Origin of the sequence: Dyella tabacisoli, assembly GCF_003350925.1 — a bacterium.
In the GTDB taxonomy this organism is placed as follows: Bacteria; Pseudomonadota; Gammaproteobacteria; order Xanthomonadales; family Rhodanobacteraceae; genus Dyella_C; species Dyella_C tabacisoli.
In genome coordinates this window covers 110229-135846 of sequence record NZ_KZ857181.1, presented here as the reverse complement: position 1 = coordinate 135846, position 25618 = coordinate 110229, and the positions used below count along the sequence as shown (strand labels likewise).

3 protein-coding genes are annotated in these 25618 nt (G+C 63.5%); all 3 read left to right on the top strand.

Annotated elements, in window-relative coordinates:
- The first annotated feature begins 59 nt into the window (after nucleotides 1-59).
- The 3 genes from DVJ77_RS17440 to DVJ77_RS17430 are packed head-to-tail and all read left to right on the top strand — an operon-like array spanning nucleotide 60 to nucleotide 25617.
- On the top strand, nucleotides 60-11288 hold the full coding sequence (locus tag DVJ77_RS17440) for a non-ribosomal peptide synthetase (RefSeq protein WP_114846803.1): 11229 nt from the start codon (nucleotides 60-62) through the stop codon (nucleotides 11286-11288).
- Entirely contained in the window at nucleotides 11285-22252 is a 10968-nt protein-coding gene (locus DVJ77_RS17435) for a non-ribosomal peptide synthetase (RefSeq protein ID WP_114846802.1), read from the top strand. The genes DVJ77_RS17440 and DVJ77_RS17435 overlap by 4 nt, the downstream gene beginning before the upstream one ends.
- Nucleotides 22249-25617 carry a non-ribosomal peptide synthetase gene (locus DVJ77_RS17430; RefSeq protein ID WP_114846801.1) on the top strand — a complete coding sequence of 1123 codons (3369 nt, stop codon included), beginning with the start codon at nucleotides 22249-22251 and terminating at the stop codon, nucleotides 25615-25617. The genes DVJ77_RS17435 and DVJ77_RS17430 overlap by 4 nt, the downstream gene beginning before the upstream one ends.
- The last annotated feature ends 1 nt before the right edge of the window (nucleotide 25618 follow it).

The window sequence follows — 25618 nt, the reverse complement described above, 5'->3', positions numbered from 1 at the left end:
GCGCTCGGCATCGGGCACCCCGCGACGAGGCTTGACGGCTTTGATGGAGGAGTGTTGCGGTGTCCCAACCCACGAATCACGAACTCATTACCGCGGAGCCGCGGTCCATCGTCGACGCAACGGCTCCGGCTGACGAAACGGGAGACCGCGGCCAACCTGCGGAATCGATCGACGATCTGCTCTCGTTTCTGCGCCGCAAAGGGGTGAGGATCTGGGTGGAGAGCGACCAGCTTCGCCACGAAGCCCCGGATGGAGCCCTCACTGCGCACGAGCTCTCGAAGCTGCACAACAGCAGCGAGCGGCTTGTCGCGATGCTGCAGGGCGCGAAAAAGAAAGCCGTGGTAGACCTTCCGCCCGAGCCCCGGCTGCAGGCGCGAGTCTTGCCGTTGTCGTTCCAGCAGGAGCAGTTGTGGCTTGTCGAACTCGTCGGCCTGGCCGGATCGGCTTATATCGTTCCGAGCGCCATCCGTTTGCGAGGATCCTTGGATATCCAGGCGCTGGAGCTGAGTTTCGTCGAGCTGCGCAGGCGTCACGAAAGCCTGCGTACTCGCTTTGAAATGCGTGAAGGCAGCCCGATACAGGTCATCGACGAAGCAACCGGTTCTTGCCTCGAACAGGTCGATTTCAGCGCGCAGGAGGCGGGCGTGCGCGAGGAATCCCTGCGCACACGAATGCGGCAGCAGGTGCAGCAGCGCTTCGACCTTGCGCGTGGGCCGCTGCTCAGGCTCGTGTTGGTAAAAATGGATGCACGGGATCATGTTCTGCTCATGACCATGCACCATTGCGTATCGGATGGGTGGTCGATGAGCGTGCTGGTGCGGGAAATCAGCACGTTGTATGAGGCGTTTTCGCAACAGCGGCCGTCGCCGCTTCCCGAACTGCCGATCCAGTACGCCGACTACGCGCTATGGCAGCGAGATCGCCTGCAGGGCACGCTGCTCGATAGCGAACTCGCCCATTGGCGGCAGCAATTGTCCGGTGCGCCCGCGGCGCTTGAGCTGCCCACGGATCGACCGCGGCCCGTCACGGCGAGCTTCAAGGGCGCAAAGTTGGAATTTTCGCTGCCGAGGCAGCTTGCCGAAGCGTTGCGCGACCTTGCACGCAGCGAGCAGGCGACGCTTTTCATGGTGCTGTTGGCCGCCTATCAGGCGCTGCTATCGCGACTGAGCGGGCAAGACGACGTGGTCGTGGGGTCGCCCGTCGCCGGACGCACGCATCGCCGGACAGAGAGCCTGATCGGGTTCTTCGTCAACACCCTGGTGTTGCGCACGCGCCTCGAACCGCAGATGACGTTCCGCGAACTCGTACAGCGGGTCAAGCAGGTCACGCTGGCGGCCTACGACCACCAGGAAGTGCCTTTTGAAAAGCTTGTGGTGGAATTGCAGCCAGAGCGAGATCTCTCGCGCCAACCGCTATTTCAGGTTTATCTCGCTCTGCAGAACCTTCCGGCAGGGGCATTGCGTCTCCCGGATCTCGCTGTCGAGCTGGAAGATCTCGAACACGGGGTTTCAAAGTTCGATTTGTCGCTTTATGTGGAAGAGACGCCGACGGGGCTGCACGGCACCTTCGAGTACGCCACCGATCTGTTCGATCAGGCGACGGTCGAACGATTCGCGGATTATTTACAGCGCATCTTGAACGCTGCCGTTGTCGATCCGCAATGCCAGATAGCTCGCCTGTCTATGCTCGGCGAGCCGGAGCGGCGCGAGCTGTTGACGACATGGAACGCCACGCGGGAGCCGTATCCCGCATCCCGTTGCGTTCACGATCTTATTGCCGAGCAGGCCAGGCGCGCACCCGAAGCCACGGCCGTTTTATTCGAGGGCGCGGCACTGAGCTATGCCGAGCTGGACCGGCGCTCTAACCAGCTCGCCCATCAGCTTCATGCTCTCGGCGCCGGGCCGGAAGTGGTGGTCGGCCTATGCATGGGGCGTTCGGCCCGGCATGTCGTCGCGCTAGTTGGCATTCTCAAGTCCGGCGCAGCCTATCTGCCGCTGGACGAGAGCTACCCGGACGATCGCCTCGCATTCATGCTGGAAGATGCCGGCGCCGCGTTGCTGGTTACGACTCTTGCGCATAAGCCACGCTTGGAGCGTGGAGAATGTCGGCTGCTGTGTCTGGACGACGCGGCGCAGATTCAAGCTATCGGCGCTCAGCCCGAAAGCCCGCTCAATACCGGCGTGCGGCCCGAGAACCTTGCCTACATCATCTACACCTCCGGCTCTACCGGAAAACCCAAAGGGGTGGCGGCGGCGCATCTGGGCCTTGTGAACCGGATCTGGGCGCAAGCGCATTTCGATCCGATTCGCGACGACGATGTCTGCTGCCAGAAAACCGCCGTAGGGTTCGTCGACTCCATTTTTGAAACGGTCGGCCCGTTGGCGCTTGGACGTCCATTGCTGGTGCTTGGCGAAGCGGCCAGGAATCCGGCTGAGCTTGCCGAAGCCATTCAGCAACACCGGGTCACCCGGCTGGTCACCGTCCCGTCGCTGGCGGACGCGTTGACCAGCGGACCCGATCTGTATTTGCGATTGGCCTCGCTGAAGTCGTGGACCCTGAGCGGAGCGCCGTTTACCGAACAACTGCTGCGACGCCTTTCCAAAGTCATTCCGGGATGTTGCTTCGTCAATCTCTATGGCTCCAGTGAAGTCGCCGCGGACGCGACATGTTTCAAAGTGGACAGTGCGGACGATGATGCCGGCGAAGGCAACGGATCGATCCCGCTGGGACGGCCGATGGCCAATACGCGGGTCTACGTGCTGGACGAGCAACTCGAACCTGTGCCGATCGGTGCCGTAGGCGAGCTGTATGTCGGGGGAGACGGTCTGGCGCGCGGTTATTTGCGCCGTGCAGGTCTGACGGCAGAACGGTTTGTCGCTGATCCACACGGCCCTGCGGGCGAAAGAATGTATCGCACGGGCGATCGCGCCCGGTACCGGCCCGACGGAAATCTTGAATTCATCGGCCGCAGCGATCACCAGGTCAAGGTACGCGGACACCGGATCGAACTCGGTGAAATCGAGGCGGTATTGCTGCGCCATCCATCAGTTCGCCAGGCCGTGGTATTGGCGCGCGACGAACTGGGCGGCGAGCGGAAGCTGGTCGCCTATGTCGCCGCCGCGCACGGGCGTCCGGTCGGTGCCGGCGAGCTGAGAGAGCATCTCAAGAGCCTCTTGCCTGACTACATGCTGCCGTCGGCATGCGTCATGCTGGAGGCGATGCCGCTCACTCCCAGCGGCAAGTTGGATCGCCAGGCGCTGTTGGCCGAGCGCGAACAACGGCCCAGCGATATTCCCTATGAGGCGCCGGCCACTGCGATAGAGGATGTGCTGGCAAAGATCTGGGCCGAAGTTCTGCGTCTGGAGCGAGTCGGCAGCGACGACGATTTCTTTCAGCTCGGTGGGCACTCGCTGCTGGCTGTGCAAGTGGTCGCACGCGTGCGCGAGCAGCTTGCCGTCGAGCTTCCCTTGAAAGTGATGTTCGAAGGCACGCTGACACTGCGGAAATTTGCCGGGCTGGTAGAGGATGCGCGGCGGACGGATCAGGCGCTGATGCTGCCTGCGTTGCTGCCGCAGTCGAGGGGCCGGGCGCTGCTGCCTTCCTTCGGACAGGAGCGCTTGTGGTTTCTCGACCAGCTCAAGCTTCTTGGCGCGGCCTATCACGAGGGCATGGCGTTCCGTCTTGAAGGAGAGCTGCACCTCAAGGCCTTGGAGCAAAGCTTCGCCGAACTGGTGCGCCGGCACGAAATTCTGCGGACCCGTTTTGCCACCGTGGACGGTGGCCCCGCCCAGGTGATCGACGCGGCCGGCGATTTCTCGCTCGCTGTCGTCGATCTCGAATCGCTATCCGAAGAGGCGCGAGAAGATCGGGCCGAGCAGATATCGCAGGAAGAGTTTCTACGCCCCTTTGATCTTGCCCAGGGGCCGCTATTCAGAGTGTCGCTATTACGGCTTGCGCCTCAGCTACACGTCGTGCTTATCACGATGCACCACATCGTGTCCGACGGCTGGTCCCTGATGGGCGTCTTGCCGTACGAACTCGGGGCGCTTTACGTGGCGTACTCGTCGGGCCGGCCTTCTCCGCTGCCGGAACTGGCCGTGCAATACGCGGACTACGCGCTATGGCAGCGCGGCTGGCTGCAGGGCGACGCGCTGGAGCGGCAGTTGTCCTATTGGAAGCAGCAGTTGGCCGGCGCGCCGGCGGCGCTGGAACTGCCGACGGATCGGCCACGGCCGGCGGTACCGAGTTTTCGCGGTGGGCGGGTGGCGGTTTCGCTGCCTGCCGAGCTGTCGGCATCGTTGACCGCCTTGGGTCGGGAGGAAGGTGCGACGCTGTACATGGTGCTGTTGTCGGGGCTGCAGATACTGCTATCGCGCTGGAGCGGCCAGAAAGATGTCGTCGTCGGTTCGCCTATCGCGGGTCGTATTCATCGCCTGCTCGAAGGGTTGATTGGCTATTTTGCCAATACGCTGGTGCTACGGGCCGACATCGGCGGCGATCCGTCATTCCGCGCCGTGCTGCGGCGAGTGAAGGAGACGGCGCTGGGGGCGTATGCCCATCAGGATCTGCCGTTCGAGAAGCTGGTGGCGGAGCTGCAGCCTGAGCGCGATCTCTCGCGCCATCCCTTGTTTCAGGTCGTCTTTGCGTTTCACACCGTGCCGCGCAAATCGCTGGAACTGCCCGGCCTGAAGTTGAATCAGTCCTATCGCAAGCGCGCGACCGCGAAGTTCGACCTGTTCCTTGAGTTGTTCGAGAGCCCGTCGGGCCTGCAGGGCAGCCTGGAGTACGCGAGCGACCTGTTCGATGAGTCGACGGTCAAGCGGCTGGTGAGCCAGTTGGAGCGATTGCTGAGCGCGGCGGTCGCGGCGCCGGAAAGCCGAGTGTCGGAGCTGCCGTTGTTGAGCGCGGCGGAACGGACCGAGCAACTGGAGCAGTGGAACGCGACGAGCGAGCCGGGCGCGACGCAAGGCGGTGTGCACGAACTGATCGCGGCGCAGGCGACTCACCGGCCCGACGCGGTCGCGCTGCATGACGCCGAGGGTGCGCTGAGCTATGCGGCACTGGATCAGCAGGCGCAACAGCTCGCGCATTACCTGCGGCGGCTGGGCGTGGGGCCGGAGGTGGTGGTGGGCTTGTGCCTGCGCCGTACGCGGCATGCGCTGATCGGGATGCTGGGCATTTTGAAGGCCGGCGGAGCCTACCTGCCGCTGGACGAACACCAGCCGGCGGAGCGTCTGGCCTACCTGCTGGAGGATGCGGCGGTGCCGGTGGTGGTGACAGAGACCGCCCTGGAAGAAGTGTTGCCGTCGCATTGGGGCCATGTGGTGTGCGTGGACGATCCGCAAGAGCGCCAACGCATCGCGGCGCAGCCGGCGGACGCGCTGGCGGCGGTCGCGGCGGAGCAACTGGCATATGTGATCTACACCTCCGGCTCCAGCGGTCAGCCCAAAGGGGTGATGGTGCGCCACGGTGGCCTGACGAACTACGCGCGGTATGCAGCGAAGCGCTTTGACGCCGGTGAGGGCAGCGGCGCGCCGGTGAACAGCTCGCTGAGCTTCGACCTGGCGCTGACCAGCGTGTACCCGTTGTTGATTAGCGGGGGGACGGTCTACCTGCTGAGCGGAGACGACGACGTGCAGGAGCTGGCCACACTGCTGCTGGCGAGCCGCGATCTAACCTTGCTGAAGCTGACCCCCTCGCATCTGGAGGCGGTGCATAAATTCATCCCGGTCGGCCAGTTGGGCGGACGCGTGCGCAAGCTCATTCTGGGCGGCGAGCGATTGAAGGCGGGGACGCTGGCGCGGTGGCGCGAGGAAGCGCCGGAGACCGCGCTGTACAACCACTACGGTCCGACCGAGACCACGGTGGGCTGCGTGGTGGAGGCACTGGCGGAGCTGGACGCGAGCCTCGGCGAGGCGATGCCGATCGGCCGGCCGGTGGCCAATACGCGGGTCTACGTGCTGGACGAGGACGGCCAGCCGGTCCCGGTCGGGGTGGTGGGCGAGCTGTACATCGCCGGCGCCGGGCTGGCGCGCGGCTATCTGCGGCGGGCGGGGCTGACGGCGCAGCGGTTTGTGGCGGACCCGTACGGACCGGCGGGCGAGCGGATGTACGCCACCGGCGACCGGGTGCGCTACCGGGTGGATGGACGGCTGGACTTTCTCGGACGCACGGACCAGCAGGTGAAGGTGCGCGGGTACCGGGTGGAGTTGGGCGAGATCGAAGCGCGGCTGAGCGAACACGCGGCGGTGGCCGAAGCGGCGGTGGTGCGAGAGGAAACGGCGGAGCTGGAGCGGCTGGTGGCGTATGTGGTGAACGCGCCGGGGCGGACGGCCTCGGCGGCCGAGCTGCGCGAGCACCTGAAACGCGGCGTGCCGGAGTACATGCTGCCGTCGGTGTTCGTAACGCTGGAGCAACTGCCGCTGACGGCGAACGGCAAGGTGGACCGCCGTCGTCTGCCGACGGTGCAGGGCCATGCGGCCGGCGAGGGGTATGTGAGCGCACAGACGCCGATGGAGCAGGCCTTGGCGGCGATCTGGGGCGAGGTCTTGAAGCTGGAGCAGGTGGGGATCGAGGAAGACTTCTTCGAGCTGGGCGGTCACTCGCTGCTGGCGACGCGGGTGGTGGCGCAGGTCCGGGATGTGCTGTCGGTGGAGCTGCCGTTGCGGGAGCTGTTTGAGTATCCGCGCATCCGCGAGCTGGCGGAGCGGATCGAGGCGTTGCGACGGGAGCAGCAGGGCCTGTTGCTGCCGCCGCTGACGAGTCAGCCGCGAGAGGGGCGGGGCATCCCGTTGTCGTTCGCGCAGGAGCGGTTATGGTTTTTGGAGCAGTTGGGTCTGGTCGGGGCGGCCTACAACATCCCGACGGGCCTGCGCTTGAAGGGTGCGCTGAACGTAGAGGCGCTGGAGCGGAGTTTTGCGGAACTGGCCCGGCGGCACGAAAGCCTGCGCACGCGGTTTGAGATGCACGACGGGGAGGCGGTGCAGGTGATCGATGCCGCGGGCGACTTCCGCCTGCGTGTGCACGATCTCAGCGCGCTTTCATTGCAAGAACAGGAAGAGGCGCTGGAGGGCTACCTGCGCCGGCAGGCCGAGGAGCATCTCGACCTCGTTCGTGGGCCGCTGTTCAAGGTGCAGCTCCTGAGTATGGCCGAGCACGATCACGTGCTACTGCCGACCATGCACCACATCACGTCCGATGGTTGGTCCCTGGGTGTGTTGATCCGCGAGATCAGCGGCTTGTACGCGGCCTTTGCGCAAGGCCAGCCGTCGCCGTTGCCGGAGCTGCCGATCCAATACGCGGACTACGCGCGCTGGCAGCGCGGATGGTTGCGCGACGAGGCGCTGGACAAACAATTGGCGTACTGGCGCGGACAACTGGCCGGTGCGCCGACGGCGCTGGAACTGCCGACGGATCGACCACGGCCGGCGGTAGCGAGCTTCAAGGGCGCGAAGCTGGATTTTATGCTGTCCAAAGAGCTGTCGGAGGGACTGCAGGCGCTGGCGCGCAGCGAGCAGGCGACCTTGTTCATGGTGCTGCTGGCGGCCTATCAACTGCTGCTGTCGCGCCTGACCGGGCAGCAGGACATCGTGGTGGGCTCGCCGATTGCCGGCCGCACGCATCGGCAGACCGAGAATCTGATCGGTTTTTTCGTCAACACGCTGGTTCTGCGCACCCGACTGGATGCGGGGATGAATTTTCGCGAGCTGCTGGGTCGGGTCAAGGAAACCACTCTAGGCGCGTATACATATCAGGACCTGCCTTTCGAGAAACTCGTTGCCGAGTTGCAACCCGAGCGCTCGCTCGCGCGCGAACCGATCTTTCAGGTTGCGTTGGCCCTGCAGAATATGCAGGCCGAGAAGATCGCGCTGGGCGGACTCGAAATCGCGCCGTTGGCGTTGGACAGCCCCACGGCGAAGAGCGATTTGTATCTGGCCATGTACGAGGCGACCGACGGCCTGCGCGGAACATTCGAATACGCAACGGATCTTTTCGACCACGGCACGCTGCTGCGCTGGCAACGGCATCTGACCGTACTGATGGAAGCCATCGTGTCCGATCCGCTTTGCCCGCTCGCCGGATTACCTCTGTTGAGTGATCCCGAGCGCCTCCAACTGCTTGATGCATGGAATGCGACTGGCCGGGACTATCCGCGAGAGCTGCGCATACACGACTTGCTCAGCATGCAGGCCCAGCGCACGCCCCATGCCATTGCACTCGCTTACGAACGGGACGAACTCACCTACGCCGAACTCGACCGCCGGGCCAACCAGTTGGCGCATCATTTACAGGCGCTAGGCGCCGGCCCGGAGAAGATCGTCGGCTTATGCGTCGAGCGCTCTTTCGACATGGTGATCGGACTGTTCGGCATCCTCAAGGCGGGCGCGGCCTACCTGCCGCTCGACGAGAGCTACCCGGAGGAGCGCCTGACCTACATGCTCGACGACGCCAAGGTGACCCTGGTCGTCAGCCAGGAGAAGCTCGCGCCGCCGTTGCAGCGTCCTGGACGAATCGTGGTTTGCCTGGACAGCGATCGAGCAGCCATCGTCGCGTTGCCGCAAAACGCGCCCGTCAGTGACGTGCGCCCCGACCATCTTGCTTACGTTATCTACACCTCGGGTTCCACCGGCCGGCCGAAGGGTGTACTGGTCCAGCATGCCGGCCTGTGCAACTTCATCGTTTCGCAAGCGGAGTACTTCAACCTGGGGCCGACGGATCGGGTTTTGCAGTTCGCGCGGCTGGGGTTCGATATCTCCCTGTGGGAGATGACGATGGCATTTCACGCCGGCGCCACCTTGTGCCTGGTGCCGCCGAATGAAGCGCGCGGCTCAAGCGTTCCGCAGATTCTTATCGAGCAGAAAATCAGCGTGGCGGTGTTTGTATCTTCGACACTTCAGTTTCTGGAGGGCTACGAGTTTCCGCATTTCAGGACGATGATCGTCGGTGGCGAAGTATGTGCCCCGGAGCTTGCGGATCACTGGGCTGCGCGCTGTCGTTTCGTGACCGGCTACGGGCCTACCGAAGCCACGGTAGCGACGACATTGAGCGACTATGCCGGCGGCGGCAACCGGCTACCGATTGGCCGGCCTTGTCCGAATATTCGGCTCTATGTACTCGACGATGATATGCAGCCGGTCCCGATTGGTGTGCCCGGCGAGCTGTTCATCGGCGGCGCCGGGTTGGCGCGCGGTTATCTGGGGTGTGCCGGGCTCACCGCGCAACGTTTCGTAGCCAGTCCGTTCGGGGATGGCGAGCGGTTGTATCGAAGCGGCGATCTCGTGCGTTATCTGTCGGATGGGAATCTGGAGTTCGTCGGCAGAATCGATAGCCAGGTGAAGATCCGCGGATACCGCATCGAGCTCGGCGAGATCGAATCGGCTCTGTTATCCCATCCGCAGATTCGCCAGGCGGTTGTCGAGGTGCGGGAGGATGTGAGCGGGGTGAAGCGGCTGGTCGCGTACTTCGTGCCGCACGAGGATATCGACGCGCCGGCACAGGAGCTGCGGCGTTATCTCAAGCAGACCTTGCCCGAGCATATGATTCCGTCGGCATTCGTGCCGCTTGCAGCCATGCCTATCTCAAGCGGCAAGCTGGATCGCAAGGCCCTGCCCACGCCGCAAGATGGGCCACGAGCCGCCGATTACACGCCACCGCGCACGCACGCCGAGTCTGTGCTTGGCGCCGCCTGGAAGGAGGTCTTGCGTATCGAGCAGATCGGCGTGCACGACAACTTCTTCGAGCTAGGCGGCGACTCGATTCAATTGATTAAAGTTGTCTCGCGGGCCAATCGTGCGGGGCTGAATATCACGGCCCGCCAGATGTTCGATCATCAAACCATCGCTGAGTTGGCGCTGGTAGCCGGTAGCGGCACCGTGCCGGTTATCGAGCAGGATTTGATCGAAGGCGATGTGCCGTTGACACCGATCCAGCGCTGGTTTTTCGAGAGCGAGCCGCAGAACCCGCACCATTTCAATCTGGCGGCATTGCTCGAATTCCGCGAACCGGTTGCCATGGACTTGCTCGAAAGCGCGATCAACCGCCTGGTTACGCATCACGATGCGATGCGGCTCAAGTTCACCCATGAGGCGGGCGCTTGGCAGCAGCGGAACGAAGCTGCGATACCTCGCGTGGACGTTCACCGGATCGATCTTTCGATGCTCGCAGGCGCGCAGCTCGATACGGCATTCACCGCAGCGGCCGCGCAGCTTCAGCAAGGCCTGAATCTCGTTGAGGGGCCGCTATTTCAGGCGGCGCTGTTCGACCTTGGTCCAGGTCGCGCACAGCGCATGCTGTGGGTGGTGCATCACCTTCTTATTGACGGAGTCTCATGGCGAGTCCTGCTGGAGGATCTGCAAACGGTTTACCGGCATCTGGAGCGTGACGAGGAGGTTGCCCTGCCGCCGAAAACGACTTCGTATAAGCGCTGGGCCGAGCAACTCGTGACCTATGCTCGATCGGCTCAAGGCGCCGCAGAGGCACAGTACTGGTTGTCTCTGCCTTGGGAGAGGCAGCAGCCGATGCCACGGGATCGGCGGGATGGCATCAATACCGTTGCATCCATGGATTTCGTCACCTGCGCTTTAAGTCAGGAAGACACCAACGCACTGTTGCGGGATGTCCCGGCGGCCTATCGCGTGCAGATCAACGATGTGCTGCTCGCCGCCGTGGCCCATGCCTTCGCGGCATGGAGTGGGCATGGTGTTCTTGCCGTTGACCTGGAGGGGCATGGACGCGAGGAATTGCACGAGCAGTTGGACTTATCGCGAAGCATCGGCTGCTTTACCAGCATCTGCCCCGTGCTGCTCGACTTGATCGGCGCGGACAATCCCGTTGCTGTGCTCGACATCGTCAAACAGCATCTACGCGCGATTCCCCATAAAGGCGCGGGTTACGGCGCCCTGCGTTATCTCGGCGACTTCCCCGCATTGCGCGCATTCGAACCGCCGCAGATCAGCTTCAACTATCTCGGGCGGCTGGATCACGACCTCACCGATCGGACCTGGTTCGACCTTGCTACCGAGGACGCGGGGCCTTTGCACGATATGAGCGGGTTGCGGCGGCACGTGATCGGCGTCAGCGGAAGCATTTTGGATGGTTCGCTGCATCTTCGTCTGGCCTATAGCACCAACATTCACGAGGCGGCGACAGTCGAGCGGCTTGCAGGCGATGTTCTGGAATGCCTGCGAAGCCTGATCGATCAATCCGCACAGACAGCCGGTACCTACACGATGGGGGATTTTCCTTTGATCGAGCTTGCACCGGCCACCCATAGGGAAGAAAGGCTATGAGTACGCCAGAAAGCCAGGCGGCTATCGCCAGACCGCGTTTCACCGCGGACGAATTGAACAGAGCGATCGCCGAAGTCGGCAGCGTCAAGGATGTCGCCGACATCTATCCCCTGGCACCGCTGCAGCAAGGCATGTTGTTTCATAGCCTTTACGAGAAAGATTCCGCGGTCTATGTGGCGACCCAGAGTTGGCGTATCCGTGGCGAGCTCGACGAGACGGCATTCGCCGATGCCTGGCGTTTCCTGCTTGAGCGCCATAGCGTGTTGAGGACGGCCTTTGTCGGAAAGGATCTGGAGACGCCGCTGCAAGTCGTGTTGCGTCGGGTCGATCTGCCGTTTGAACGCCGGGACTGGCGTAACGTGCCCGCAGAGCAGCATGAGCAACAACTGGCGCAATTGCTCGAATCGGAATTGTCCCGGCCGTTCGATCTGGCGAAACCACCACTAATGCGTTTGCTCCTGGTCCGTATGACGGAGCAGGAGCATATGTTGCTGTGGAGCAGTCATCACCTCCTGCTCGATGGCTGGTCACAACCGATTCTTCTGCAAGAACTGGTCACCGCCTACGACGCTTTCGTGCGCCACCAGCGCCCGGCGTTGAAAGCGGCGCTGCCGTATCGCGACTACATCGAATGGCTGCAACGGCAGGACTCTTCGAAAGCACAGGCGTACTGGCGTAAGCATCTGGCCGGGTTGCGAGGGGCGACCGTGCTGAATCTTCCGCGCGCGGAGGACGGCTCTGCGCCGCCGACCGGCGGACACGCAACATACAAATATGTTTTCAAGCTCGATCTTGAGGCGACCCAGCTTTTTGCCAGACAGCATCGCTGCACACTCAATACGTTGCTGCAAAGCGCGTGGGCCTTGGTCCTCAGTCGCTATAGCGGTTCCAGCGACATTGTTTTCGGCGTCACCATCGCCGGTCGCCCGGCCGATCTGGCCGGCGTGGAGTCGATCGTCGGACCGTTCATCAATACGTTGCCACTGAGGATTCAAGTCACTCCGCAGGACTCGATCGGCGTACTTCTGCAAGAGATGCAACAAAGGCAGAGCGAGCTGCTGGAGTATCAGCACAGCCCACTGCTGGAGGTCCGGCGCTGGAGCGAATTGCCGGCGGGCGCGGCGCTATTCGAGAACACTCTTGTACTTGAGAGCTACCCCGCCGAAGCGGCCGAGGCGGTAGCCAGGTCCGCGCTGAAGCTTGAGAAGGTGGGTAGCGCCGAGCAGATCCACTATCCGCTCGCATTGAACTTCGGAGCGCGCCACGTACTTGCCTTGCGGGTCACCTACGACACCGCTCGCTTCGATGCATCGACGATCCGCCGCTTGGTCGATCATCTGGAGGTTGCGCTCGAATCCATGGTTGCCGACCCCGCCCGTTCGATACGTGCGGTATCTCTGCTGAACAAGGCGGAGCGCGACGAACAGTTAGAGCGATGGAATGCCCATCGCGTCGAGTACGCCAGGGAGCAGTACCTGCACGAGCAGATCTCGGCGCAGGCCATGCGCACGCCCGCAGCGGTCGCCCTGGTGGATACGCACGGCTCGATCAGCTTCCAGGAACTGGACCAGCGCTCCAACCAGTTGGCTCATTACCTGCAAAGTCTCGGGGTCGGGCCCGAGGTGGTGGTCGGGCTGTGCATGAGTCGATCGGCGTCGATGGTGGTGGGCTTGCTCGGCATTCTCAAAGCCGGCGGGGCCTATCTGCCGTTGGATGCCCGTCACCCTGAAGAACGCCTGGCCTACATGCTGGAAGATGCCGGCGTCGCGGTGCTGCTAACCGAAACGGCGCTTGCGCAAGCCTTGCCGACGCATTGGGGGCATGTGGTTTGCCTGGACGATGCCGAACAAGGTCAGCGCATCGCAGCGCAGCGAACCGATGCACTGGCCCGGCGCATCCAGCCGGACAACTTGATGTACGTGATTTACACCTCGGGCTCCACCGGCCGGCCGAAGGGCACGCTGCTGGCGCACGCGCAGGTCATGAATTATCTGCAGTGGGCGTTGCAGAGTTATCCGATCAGCGAAGGTTGCGGCGCACCGGTCAATACCTCGATGGCCTTCGACGCGACGGTGACCAGCCTCTGGTTGCCGCTGCTGGGCGGTCGTTCGGTGCGGCTGTTGGGCGAGCAGGACGAGCTGGCCGAACTGGCGGACGCACTGGCGGGCGAAGAGCGGTACTCGCTGCTGAAGCTGACCCCGGCGCACCTGGAGGGTTTGCGTCGGCTGTATCCGCACGCAGTCCGGCCGGATACGACGATGGCGTGGGTGATCGGCGGCGAAGCGCTGAGCTATGCGCAACTGGAGTACTGGCGTGCACGTGCGCCGGGCCTGCGTTTGATTAACGAGTACGGCCCAACTGAGACGGTGGTGGGCTGCTGCACGTACGAGGTCACCGGCGAGTTGGCACGCGAAGGCGGGGTGCCGATTGGCCGTCCGATTGCGAACACGCGGCTCTACGTGCTGGACGAGGCACTGCAGCCGGTGCCGGTGGGTGTGACCGGCGAGTTGTATGTCGGCGGCGCGGGGGTGGGGCGAGGTTATCTGAAACGCGGCGGGCTGACAGCCGAGCGCTTTATGGCGGACCCGCACGGAGCACCGGGGACGCGGATGTACCGCACCGGTGACCGGGTCCGCTACCACGCCGACGGCAACCTGGAATTTATCGGCCGTGCGGATCATCAGGTGAAACTGCGCGGCTACCGGGTGGAGTTGGGTGAAATCGAGGCGACGTTGTTGCAGGCGCCGCAAGTACAGCAGGCGGCGGTGGTGGCGCACGAGGAGCCCGACGGCGAGCGTCGGCTGGTCGCTTATGTGGTTATCGCCGCCACGACGCCTACCGCGTACGACGAACTGCGCGCCTACCTGCGCAAAGCGCTGCCCGAATACATGGTGCCGGCGGACATCGAAATCTTGAAAGAGCTGCCGTTGACGCGCAACGGCAAAGTGGATCGGGAGAAGCTCCCCGCGCCACAGCGACTTTCGAGTACGGCGGAATATATCGCTCCGCGCACGGCCACCGAGCACGCATTGACGGCGATCTGGGCGGAGGTCCTCAAGCTCGACCGCGTCAGCGTGCAGGATGATTTCTTCCAGCTCGGCGGCCATTCCCTCTCGGCCATGCGGGTCATCGCCCAAGTACGACGAATCATGCAGCTTGAGTTGCCGCTGCGGGCCATGTTCGATGCACCAAGCGTGCGCGAGCTTGCCGCACATATCGAACTCTTGCAGCGCGGGGAGTTTCTTCCACCGTTGACGGTCGCGCACCGTCCGCCGGAGCTGCCGCTGTCTTTCGCGCAGGAGCGCTTGTGGTTCCTCGATCAGCTCGGACTCGTCGGTCCCTCGTACAACATGGCGACGGCGCTGCAGTTGGAAGGCGCGCTGGATCTAGACGCTTTAGAGCGCAGCTTCACCGAACTGGTAAGGCGGCACGAAAGTCTGCGCACGCATTTCGAAACCGTTGACGGTCGTCCGGCACAGGTGATCGACAGGCCGGAAACGTTCCAAGTGGATCGTTTGGATTTGCGCGCCCTGCAAGCACCGGCACAGCAGGAGGAACTCGGCCGGCAGATGCTCATCCAGACGCAGCAGGCGTTGGATCTTGCACGGGGGCCGCTATTCAAGGTCTCCGTGCTCATCATGAATGAGCACGATCATGTCGTGCTCATGACGATGCATCACATCATTTCGGATGGTTGGTCGATGAGCGTGCTGATTCGCGAGATCAGTGCCTTATATACGGCCTTCTCGCAGGGGCAAGCCTCTCCGCTGCCGGAACTGGCCGTGCAATACGCGGACTACGCGCTGTGGCAGCGCGGCTGGCTGCAGGGCGAGGCGCTGGAGCGGCAGTTGTCCTATTGGAAGCAGCAGTTGGCCGGCGCGCCGGCGGCACTGGAGCTGCCGACGGATCGGCCACGGCCGGCGGTACCTAGTTTCCGCGGCGGCCGACTGGCGGTTTCGCTGCCTGCCGAGCTGTCGGCGGCGCTGACGGCCTTGGGTCGGGAGGAAGGCGCGACGCTGTATATGGTGCTGTTGTCGGGGCTGCAGATCCTGCTGTCGCGCTGGAGTGGTCAGAAAGATATCGTCGTCGGTTCGCCTATCGCGGGGCGCGTTCACGACCAGATCGAGGGCCTGATCGGCTTCTTTATCAATACGCTGGTCTTGCGGACAGATCTCAACGGCGATCCGTCATTCCGTGCGGTATTGCGGCGAGTGAAGGAGACGGCCCTGGGGGCGTATGCCCATCAGGATCTGCCGTTCGAGAAGTTGGTGGCGGAGCTGCAGCCTGAGCGCGATCTCTCGCGTCATCCCTTGTTCCAGGTAGTACTTACGTTCGGCAATGTTCCGCGAGAAGACATCGAGTTGCCCGGTCTGCAATTGAACCGGCTGCCTTATCCCTACGAACGCGCCGCGCCGAAATTCGATTTGACGCTGAATCTATTCGAGAGCCCGTCGGGTCTGCAGGGCAGCCTGGAGTACGCGAGCGACCTGTTCGATGAGTCGACGGTCAAGCGGCTGGTGAGCCAGTTGGAGCGATTGCTGAGCGCGGCGGTCGCGGCGCCGGAAAGCCGAGTCTCAGAGCTGCCGTTGTTGAGCGCAGCGGAACGGGCCGAGCAACTGGAGCAGTGGAACGCGACGAGCGAGCCGGGCGCGACCCAGGGCGGTGTGCACGAACTGATCGCGGCGCAGGCGGCGCGCCGGCCCGATGCGATCGCGCTGCATGACGCCGAGGGTGCGCTGAGCTATGTGGCGCTGGACCAGCAGGCGCAACAGCTCGCGCATTACCTGCGGCGGCTGGGCGTGGGGCCGGAGGTGGTGGTGGGCTTGTGCCTGCGCCGTACGCGGCATGCGCTGATCGGGATGCTGGGCATTTTGAAGGCGGGCGGAGCCTACCTGCCGCTGGACGAACACCAGCCGGCGGAGCGTCTGGCTTACCTGCTGGAGGATGCGGCGGTGCCGGTGGTGGTGACAGAGACCGCACTGGAAGAAGTGTTGCCGTCGCATTGGGGCCACGTGGTGTGCGTGGACGATCCGCAGGAGCGCCAGCGCATCGCGGCGCAGCCGGCGGACGCGCTGGCGGCGGTCGCGGCGGAGCAACTGGCGTATGTGATCTACACCTCCGGCTCCAGCGGCCAGCCCAAAGGGGTGATGGTGCGCCACGGCGGCCTGACGAACTACGCGCGGTATGCGGCGAAGCGCTTTGACGCCGGTGAGGGCAGCGGTGCGCCGGTGAACAGTTCGCTGAGCTTCGACCTGGCGCTGACCAGCGTGTACCCGTTGTTGATTAGCGGGGGGACGGTCCACCTGCTGAGCGGAGACGACGACGTGCAGGAGCTGGCCACGCTGCTGCTGGCGAGCCGCGATCTGACCTTGCTGAAGCTGACCCCCTCGCACCTGGAGGCGGTGCATAAATTCATCCCGGTCGGCCAGTTGGGCGGGCGCGTGCGCAAGCTCATCCTGGGCGGCGAACGATTGAAGGCGGGGACGCTGGCGCGGTGGCGCGAGGAAGCGCCGGAGACCGTGCTGTACAACCACTACGGTCCGACCGAGACCACGGTGGGCTGCGTGGTGGAGGCACTGGCGGAGCTGGACGCGAGCATTGGCGAGGCGGTGCCGATTGGCCGGCCGGTGGCCAATACGCGGGTCTACGTGCTGGACGAGGACGGCCAGCCGGTCCCGGTCGGGGTGGTGGGCGAGTTGTACATCGCCGGCGCCGGGCTGGCGCGCGGCTATCTGCGGCGGGCGGGGCTGACGGCGCAGCGGTTTGTGGCGGACCCGTACGGACCGGCGGGCGGGCGGATGTACGCCACCGGCGACCGGGTGCGCTACCGGGTGGACGGACGGCTGGACTTTCTCGGGCGCACGGACCAGCAGGTGAAGGTGCGCGGGTACCGGGTGGAGTTGGGCGAGATCGAAGCGCGGCTGAGCGAACACGCGGCGGTGGCCGAAGCGGCGGTGGTGCGAGAGGAAACGGCGGAGCTGGAGCGGCTGGTGGCGTATGTGGTGAACGCGCCGGGCCGGACGGCCTCGGCGGCCGAGCTGCGCGAGCACCTGAAGCGCGGCGTGCCGGAATACATGCTGCCGTCGGTGTTCGTAACGCTGGAGCAACTGCCGCTGACGGCGAACGGCAAGGTGGACCGCCGTCGTCTGCCGACGGTGCAGGGCCATGCGGCCGGCGAGGGGTATGTGAGCGCCCAGACGCCGATGGAGCAGGCGTTGGCGGCGATCTGGGGCGAGGTCTTGAAGCTGGAGCAGGTGGGGATCGAGGAAGACTTCTTCGAGCTGGGCGGTCACTCGCTGCTGGCGACGCGGGTGGTGGCGCAGGTCCGGGATGTGCTGTCGGTGGAGCTGCCGCTGCGGGAGCTGTTTGAGTATCCGCGCATCCGCGAGCTGGCGGAGCGGATCGAGGCGTTGCGACGGGAGCAGCAAGGCCTGTTGCTGCCGCCGCTGACGAGTCAGCCGCGGGAGGGGCGGGGCATCCCGTTGTCGTTCGCGCAGGAGCGGTTATGGTTTTTGGAGCAGTTGGGTCTGGTCGGGGCGGCCTACAACATCCCGACGGGCCTGCGCTTGAAGGGTGCGTTGAACGTAGAGGCGCTGGAGCGGAGTTTTGCGGAACTGGCCCGGCGGCACGAAAGCCTGCGCACGCGGTTTGAGATGCACGACGGGGAGGCGGTGCAGGTGATCGACGCTGCGGGCGACTTCCGTCTGCGCGTGCACGATTTGACCATCCTCCTGCCGCGGGAGCAGGAAGAGGGCATCCTGATCCAAATGAAACTCCAGGCACAGGAACGTCTGGATCTGATGACCGGGCCGTTATTCCGAGTATCCCTGCTCAGGATGGGCGAGCATGACCATGTGGTGTTGCTGACCTTGCATCACATCATCTCGGATGGTTGGTCCGGCGCCGTGTTGATCCGCGAGATCAGCGGCTTGTACGCGGCCTTTGCGCAAGGCCAGCCGTCGCCGTTGCCGGAGCTGCCGATCCAATACGCAGACTACGCGCGCTGGCAGCGCGGATGGTTGCGCGACGAGGCGCTGGACAAACAATTGGCGTACTGGCGCGGACAACTAGCCGGTGCGCCGGCGGCGCTGGAACTGCCGACGGATCGACCACGGCCAGCAGTAGCGAGCTTCAAGGGCGCGAAGCTGGATTTTATGCTGTCCAAAGAGCTGTCGGAGGGATTGCAGGCGCTGGCGCGCAGCGAGCAGGCGACCTTGTTCATGGTGCTGCTGGCGGCCTATCAACTGTTGCTGTCGCGCCTGACCGGGCAACAGGACATCGTGGTGGGCTCGCCGATTGCCGGCCGCACGCATCGGCAGACCGAGAATCTGATCGGGTTTTTCGTCAACACGCTGGTCCTGCGCACCCAACTGGATGCGGGGATGAATTTTCGCGAGCTGTTGCGCCGGGTCAAGGAGACCACCCTCGGCGCCTATGCGCATCAGGACTTGCCCTTCGAGAAGCTCGTCATGGAGCTGCAGCCTGAGCGCGATCTCTCGCGGCAACCTTTGTTTCAGGCGCTGCTGGCTTTGCAAAATATGCCCAGGGAGCCGTTTCAATTGCCCGGCTTGACCTTGGAGCCTTACGGCATCGAGCACATCACTTCAAAATTCGATTTCACGATCTTTGCGCGCGAGAGCCTCGAAGGTGTGCGCGGAGCCATCGAATATGCCAGTGATCTATTCGATGCCGAGACGATCGAGCGCTGGTTAAGTTATTTCCAGAATCTACTGTCGGCGATGGTAGCGAATCCCGATAGCCTGATATCCGCGTTGCCTCTGTTGAGCGAGCCGGAGCGCGTCGAACAGTTAGAGCGATGGAATGCCCATCGCGTCGAGTACGCCAGGGAGCAATACCTGCACGAACAGATCTCGGCGCAGGCCATGCATACGCCCGCAGCGGTCGCCCTGGTGGATACACACGGCTCGATCAGCTTCCAGGAACTGGACCAGCGCTCCAACCAGTTGGCTTATTACCTGCAAAGTCTGGAGGTCGGGCCGGAAGTAGTGGTCGGGCTGTGCATGAGTCGATCGGCGTCGATGGTGGTTGGCTTGCTCGGCATTCTCAAAGCCGGCGGGGCCTATCTGCCGTTGGATGCCCGTCACCCCGAAGAACGCCTGGCCTACATGCTGGAAGATGCCGGCGTCGCGGTGCTGCTAACCGAAACGGCGCTTGCGCAAACCTTGCCGACGCATTGGGGTCACGTGGTTTGCCTGGACGATGCCGAACAAGGCCCGCGCATCGCAGCGCAGCGAACCGATGCACCGGTCCGGCGCATCCAGCCAGATAACTTGATGTATGTGATTTACACCTCGGGCTCCACCGGTCGGCCGAAGGGCACGCTGTTGGCGCACGCGCAGGTCATGAATTATCTGCAGTGGGCGTTGCAGAACTATCCGGTCAGCGAAGGTTGCGGCGCGCCGGTCAATACCTCGATGGCCTTCGACGCGACGGTGACCAGCCTCTGGCTGCCGCTGCTGGGCGGTCGTTCGGTACGGCTGTTGGGCGAGCAGGACGAGCTGGCCGAATTGGCGGAGGCACTGGCGGGCGAAGAGCGGTACTCGCTGCTGAAGCTGACCCCGGCGCACCTGGAGGGTTTGCGTCGGTTGTATCCGCACGCGGTCCGGCCGGATACGACGATGGCGTGGGTGATCGGCGGCGAAGCGCTGAGCTATGCGCAGTTGGCGTACTGGCGTGCACGTGCGCCGGGCCTGCGTTTGATTAACGAGTACGGCCCGACCGAGACGGTGGTGGGCTGCTGCACGTACGAGGTCACCGGCGAGTTGGCACGCGAAGGCGGGGTGCCGATTGGCCGTCCGATTGCGAACACGCGACTCTACGTGCTGGACGAGGCCCTGCAGCCGGTGCCGGTGGGTGTGGCCGGCGAGTTGTATGTCGGCGGCGCGGGGGTGGGGCGAGGTTATCTGAAACGCGGCGGGCTGACAGCCGAGCGCTTTATGGCGGACCCGCACGGAGCACCGGGGACGCGGATGTACCGCACCGGTGACCGGGTCCGCTACCACGCCGACGGCAACCTGGAATTTATCGGCCGTGCGGATCATCAGGTGAAACTGCGCGGCTACCGGGTGGAGTTGGGTGAAATCGAGGCGACGTTGTTGCAGGCGCCGCAAGTACAGCAGGCGGCGGTGGTGGCGCACGAGGAGCCCGACGGCGAGCGTCGGCTGGTCGCTTATGTGGTGGCCGATGTGGCCACGCTCAAAGCCTCTGCCCCAGAGCAGTTCAGCGCCATGCGCGAGGAAACCGTCGGGCAATGGCAGCAGTTGTTTGAAGATAGCTACGAAACCGCGCGCTCGGCAGGCCCGAGTTTCGTGGGCTGGAATAGCAGCTATACCGATGAGGCGATCGAACCCGAGCAGATGCAGGAATGGCTGGATAGCACGCTTGAGCGGATCGGTCAGCTCAAGCCAGAGAGCGTGCTGGAAGTTGGCTGCGGCGTCGGCCTGGTGCTGCAAGGTTTGGCGCCTTCATGCACTCGCTACTACGCCACGGATTTATCCGGCACCGCTATCCACGAACTCGAAGATTGGCTGCGCGGCAACCCGCGTCTCCAGCACGTCGAGCTGGAGACGCAAGAGGCCAGGCAGTTGGACAGCGCACCAGGGATATACGACACGATCGTATTGAATTCGGTCATTCAATATTTTCCCGATGTCGGCTATTTGGTCGACGTACTGCGCCGGGCAGCGCAGAAGGTACAAGCCGGCGGTCATATTTTCGTCGGCGACGTTCGCCACCTCGGGCTGCTGCAGGCGTTCCACACGTCGGTGCAGTTGTCCAAGGGTATCGCTGGCCTCACGGCAGGCGTACTGCGAAACCGGATCGAGCGAGCCGTGAGCCAGGAGAAGGAGCTGGTGCTGGATCCGGCTTTCTTTGTTGAGTTTGCAAAGGAGCATGGACTGCGCGCCGAGGTGCAGTTGAAGCGCGGCGCGGCTGACAACGAACTGACGCGCTATCGCTACGACGTTGTGCTGCAAAGCGCGACGGTACAGACGGATATGGACGGCTCCGGGTCGGATACCCCATGGCAGAGCACGGATGGCTTTATCGAAAAGCTCGGCGAGCGTTTGCAAGAGCAACGTCCGGGCACACTGCGGATATCGCGCATACCTAACCGGCGCGTGGCACGCGATGTGGCAGCGTGGCGGCTTGTCGAGCAAGGCGCCGATACGCGAGCGGCGGAGGAGCTGAGCCTGGAGCTCGACCGCCTCGCTTTGCCGGCAGAGGATCCAGAAGCGTACTGGGAGCTTGGAGAGCAGCTCGGCTATGCCGTCCATGTGCAATGGACGGCTGGCGACCCGGCGCATTTCGACGTGCAGTTCGTGGACCACAGACTCAGCGCTGCCCGGACGAGACCATCTCTAATAAACCCCCCTCCAATAAACCCATCACTTGAGTCTTACCGTTCCACATCGACGGCGCCGGACACGCAGGATCGTTGGCGCCCCTACGCCAACGATCCGATCATCGGGCGATTGACGCAGCAGCTAGGGATGCAACTGACCGAGACACTGCGCGAACAGCTTCCCGAGTACATGATTCCGGCGACGTTCGTGATGCTGGATGCCTTGCCGCTGACGGCGAACGGCAAGCTGGATCGCGCCAGGCTATCCGCCCCGGAGGCGAGGCCGGACGTCGCCACGTATCGCGCTCCGCAGACTCCGGTAGAGGAGGCTTTGGCAGGTATCTGGGCGCAGGTACTGAAGATCGATCGCGTCGGCATGGAGGACAACTTCTTTCAACTCGGCGGCCATTCCTTGCTCGCGACGCGCGTCATCGTACAGATTCGCGAATTGTTTTCGGTCAACCTTCCGCTGCGGGCCTTGTTCGAGAATCCCACGGTGGCGGGACTGGCCGACTGCATCTTCCGAGACATTGTGGGTACCGAGAACCCGGCAGCATTGAATCGCGCGCTTGCCGACGTAAGAAATATGGTGTCGCCATGAATGACGCTTACGGAAAGATCTCCGGGCTGTTGCCGTCGCAGTTGAAGCGTCTGCGGCAAATTTTGGACGATGCGGACGAAACGCAGGTACTCGAATTGCCGTTGCAGCCACGGCCGGTGGGTACGCAGCGGCTTCCATTGTCGTTTGCGCAGGAGCGTTTCTGGTTCTTGGAGCAAGTCGGGCTAGTGGCGAGCGCGTACAACATGCCGACGGCGTTGCGCCTGCGCGGACCACTGGACAGTCAGGCCATGGAGCGCAGTTTCGCCGAGTTGACGCGTCGCCACGAGAGCTTGCGAACCCGCTTCGAGGAAGATGACAGTGGCCCGGTACAGGTCGTACAGGAGCCAGGCGAATTTCGGCTTGACTTGATCGACCTGAGCGCTGGCGAGCCGGCGGCACGCGAAGATGCCATGCAGCGCGAAATAAATGAGCGATCGCTGCAGCGTTTCGATCTGACTCGGGGTTCGCTCTTGCGCGCGGCCTTGTTGAAGCTCGCCGAGCAAGAGCACGTGTTGCTGATTACCACGCATCACATCGTTTCAGACGGCTGGTCGACCAGCTTGCTGATAAGAGAACTCGCCGCGCTTTATCTCGCTTTCTCCGAAGCCAAGCCTTCGCCGTTGCCGGAGCCCGAACTGCAATACCCGGACTATGCGTTCTGGCAGAGGGAATGGCTGCAGGGAGACCGGCTGGAAAACCAGTTGACGTATTGGAAGCAGCAGCTCTCCGGTGCGCCTGCCGCGCTGGAGCTGCCGACTGATCGACCGCGCCCGGCCGTATCGAGTTATCGCGGAGCGAGGGTCGTCTTTACGCTGCCGAAAGAGCTGTCGGAGCGGCTCGAGCAACTGGCCCGCACCGAGCAGGCGACGCTCTTCATGGTGCTCGTGGCGGCCTATCAGGTACTGCTGTGGCGACTGAGCGGTCAGGACGACATCGTCGTCGGCTCACCGATTGCCGGCCGCACGCGCCGGCAAACCGAGAGCCTGATCGGCTGCTTTTTGAATACGTTGGTATTGCGGACCCGGCTTCAGCCGGGAACGCGCTTTCGAGATATGTTGCAGCAGGTCCGGGAGGTTACCCTGGGCGCTTATGCGCACCAGGACCTGCCATTCGAGCGGCTGGTCGCGGAGCTGCAGCCCGAACGCGACCTGTCGCGGCAACCGCTATGTCAGGTCGGGATGACGTTACAAAACCTGCCGCGCGATGGCGGGACTCTGCCCGGTCTGAAATTCACGCCTATCAGCGTCGATAAGGTAACCGCCAAGTTCGATCTATGGTTTCTGATGAACGAGAGTCCCACGGGGTTGCGCGGGAGTATCGAGTATTCGAGCGACTTGTTCGATCGCGAGACGATTGAGCGCTGGGCAGAGCATTTTCAGACCTTATTGCAGGCGGCGGTGGCCGACCCGGATACCCCGCTGTCGCGATTGACGCTGTTGGCCGGAGCGCAACGAGAACGACTACTGGCAAGATCGAATGCTCTCGGCGCTTCGCCTGCCGCCGATGCTCGCGTGGACGAACTCATCGCCGCGCAGGCCGCACGCACACCACAGGTCATTGCGCTGATCGACGAGGAAGGCACGACGACCTTCGCCGAGCTGGAGCGGCAGGCGAACCAGCTTGCGCATTATCTCATCAGTCTCGGCGTCGGCCCGGATGTCGCGGTGGGCGTTTGCATACGCCGGTCGGCGCGCATGGTGACGGCACTGCTGGCTATCCTCAAGGCAGGCGGAGCGTATTTACCGCTGGACGAGCGCCAGCCACCGGAGCGGTTGTCTCATTTGGTCAGGGCATCCGGCGCCGCCGTACTGTTGAGCGAATCCGCCTTGCTCGATGAACTGCCGTCGCACTGGGGCCACACGGTGTGCATCGACGACCCGGTACAAAAGTCGCGATGGGAGGCATTGCCGGGAGACGCGCCTGCCAGTGGCGTTCGCTCGGACAATCTGGCGTATGTGATCTATACCTCCGGTTCGACGGGAACTCCCAAAGGCGTGGCGGTGGAGCATGCGAACCTGGCCGCATCTACCGCTACACGGCTTGCGTACTATGGCTCGCCGGAACGCATCATCCTGTTGCCGTCGATCGCTTTCGACAGTTCGGTGGCAACACTGTTCTGGGCATTGTGTTCCGCTGCGACCCTGGTCTTGCCCACTGCGGGGCTGGAGCAAGACGCGCAGTTGCTGGGCAACTGGGTCGAGCGTCATCAGGTTCGCACCTGGCTGGGCGTCCCGTCGTTGTACGACGCGGTGCTCGACCTTGCCGACACGCAATTGACGAGCCTGCGAACGGTAGTGCTGGCAGGCGAAACGCTGCCCGTGCCGTTGGTGCACAAGCACCGGGCCATGCTGGGGCATTGCGCGTTATTCAATGAATACGGGCCGACGGAAGCCACCGTGTGGGCCTCGGTCGCGCGGGTCGATCCTGAATGTTCTTTCGATGCGCGGATTCCGATCGGGGCACCGATTGCAAACGCGCGGGCGTACGTACTCGACGAAGAGCTGGAGCTCTTGCCCATGGGCGTCATCGGCGAGCTTCACCTTGGCGGTACGGGTGTTGTTCGCGGGTATCTGAATGCGCCGGGGCTCACCGCTCAATCCTTTGCCGCCGACCCATACGGAGCCCAGGGCGGGCGCATATACCGCACCGGCGATCTTGTCCGATGGAATAACAGGGGGGAGCTGGAGTTCATCGGCCGCCGCGATCAGCAGGTCAAGATTCGCGGGCATCGCATCGAGCTATCCGAAATCGAGGCCGCATTGTTGGCGGACCCGTTGATCGGGCAGGCGGCCGTCATCACGCTTGGTGAAGACAGTGATCGGCGGCTGGTGGCGTACATCGTGGCGAGCTCCGGCGAAACATCCATCGATCTGGCAGAGCTGAGCGCTCGTCTGCGCCGCCGTCTGCCGGAATACATGATGCCGCCGGACATCGTGACGCTGGACGCCATGCCGCTTAACCCTAACGGCAAGATCGACCGGCACAGATTGCCCGCGCCGACCCAGTCCGCGCTGAAACCCGCATACCTCGCTCCGCGCACGCCTACCGAGCAGGCCTTGTCGGCCATCTGGTCGGAGATTCTCAAACTTGATCGCGTCGGCATCGAGGATAATTTCTTCCAGCTTGGCGGACATTCGCTGCTGGCGACGCGTGTGGTTGCCCACATTCGCGACGAGCTGCAAATAGATTTTCCGATCACCTTGCTGTTCAGCGCGCCGACCATTGCCGAAGCCGCGCGGGTCATCGACCTGGGTTTGCGGATCAAGTCGCAGGACCAGCCGCTCACATCTTTGGAGCCCGGATCTTCGGACACCAGATCTTCAGACCCAGGCCTGGGGGTGGGGTTTCATGAAGAGGTCATCTGAA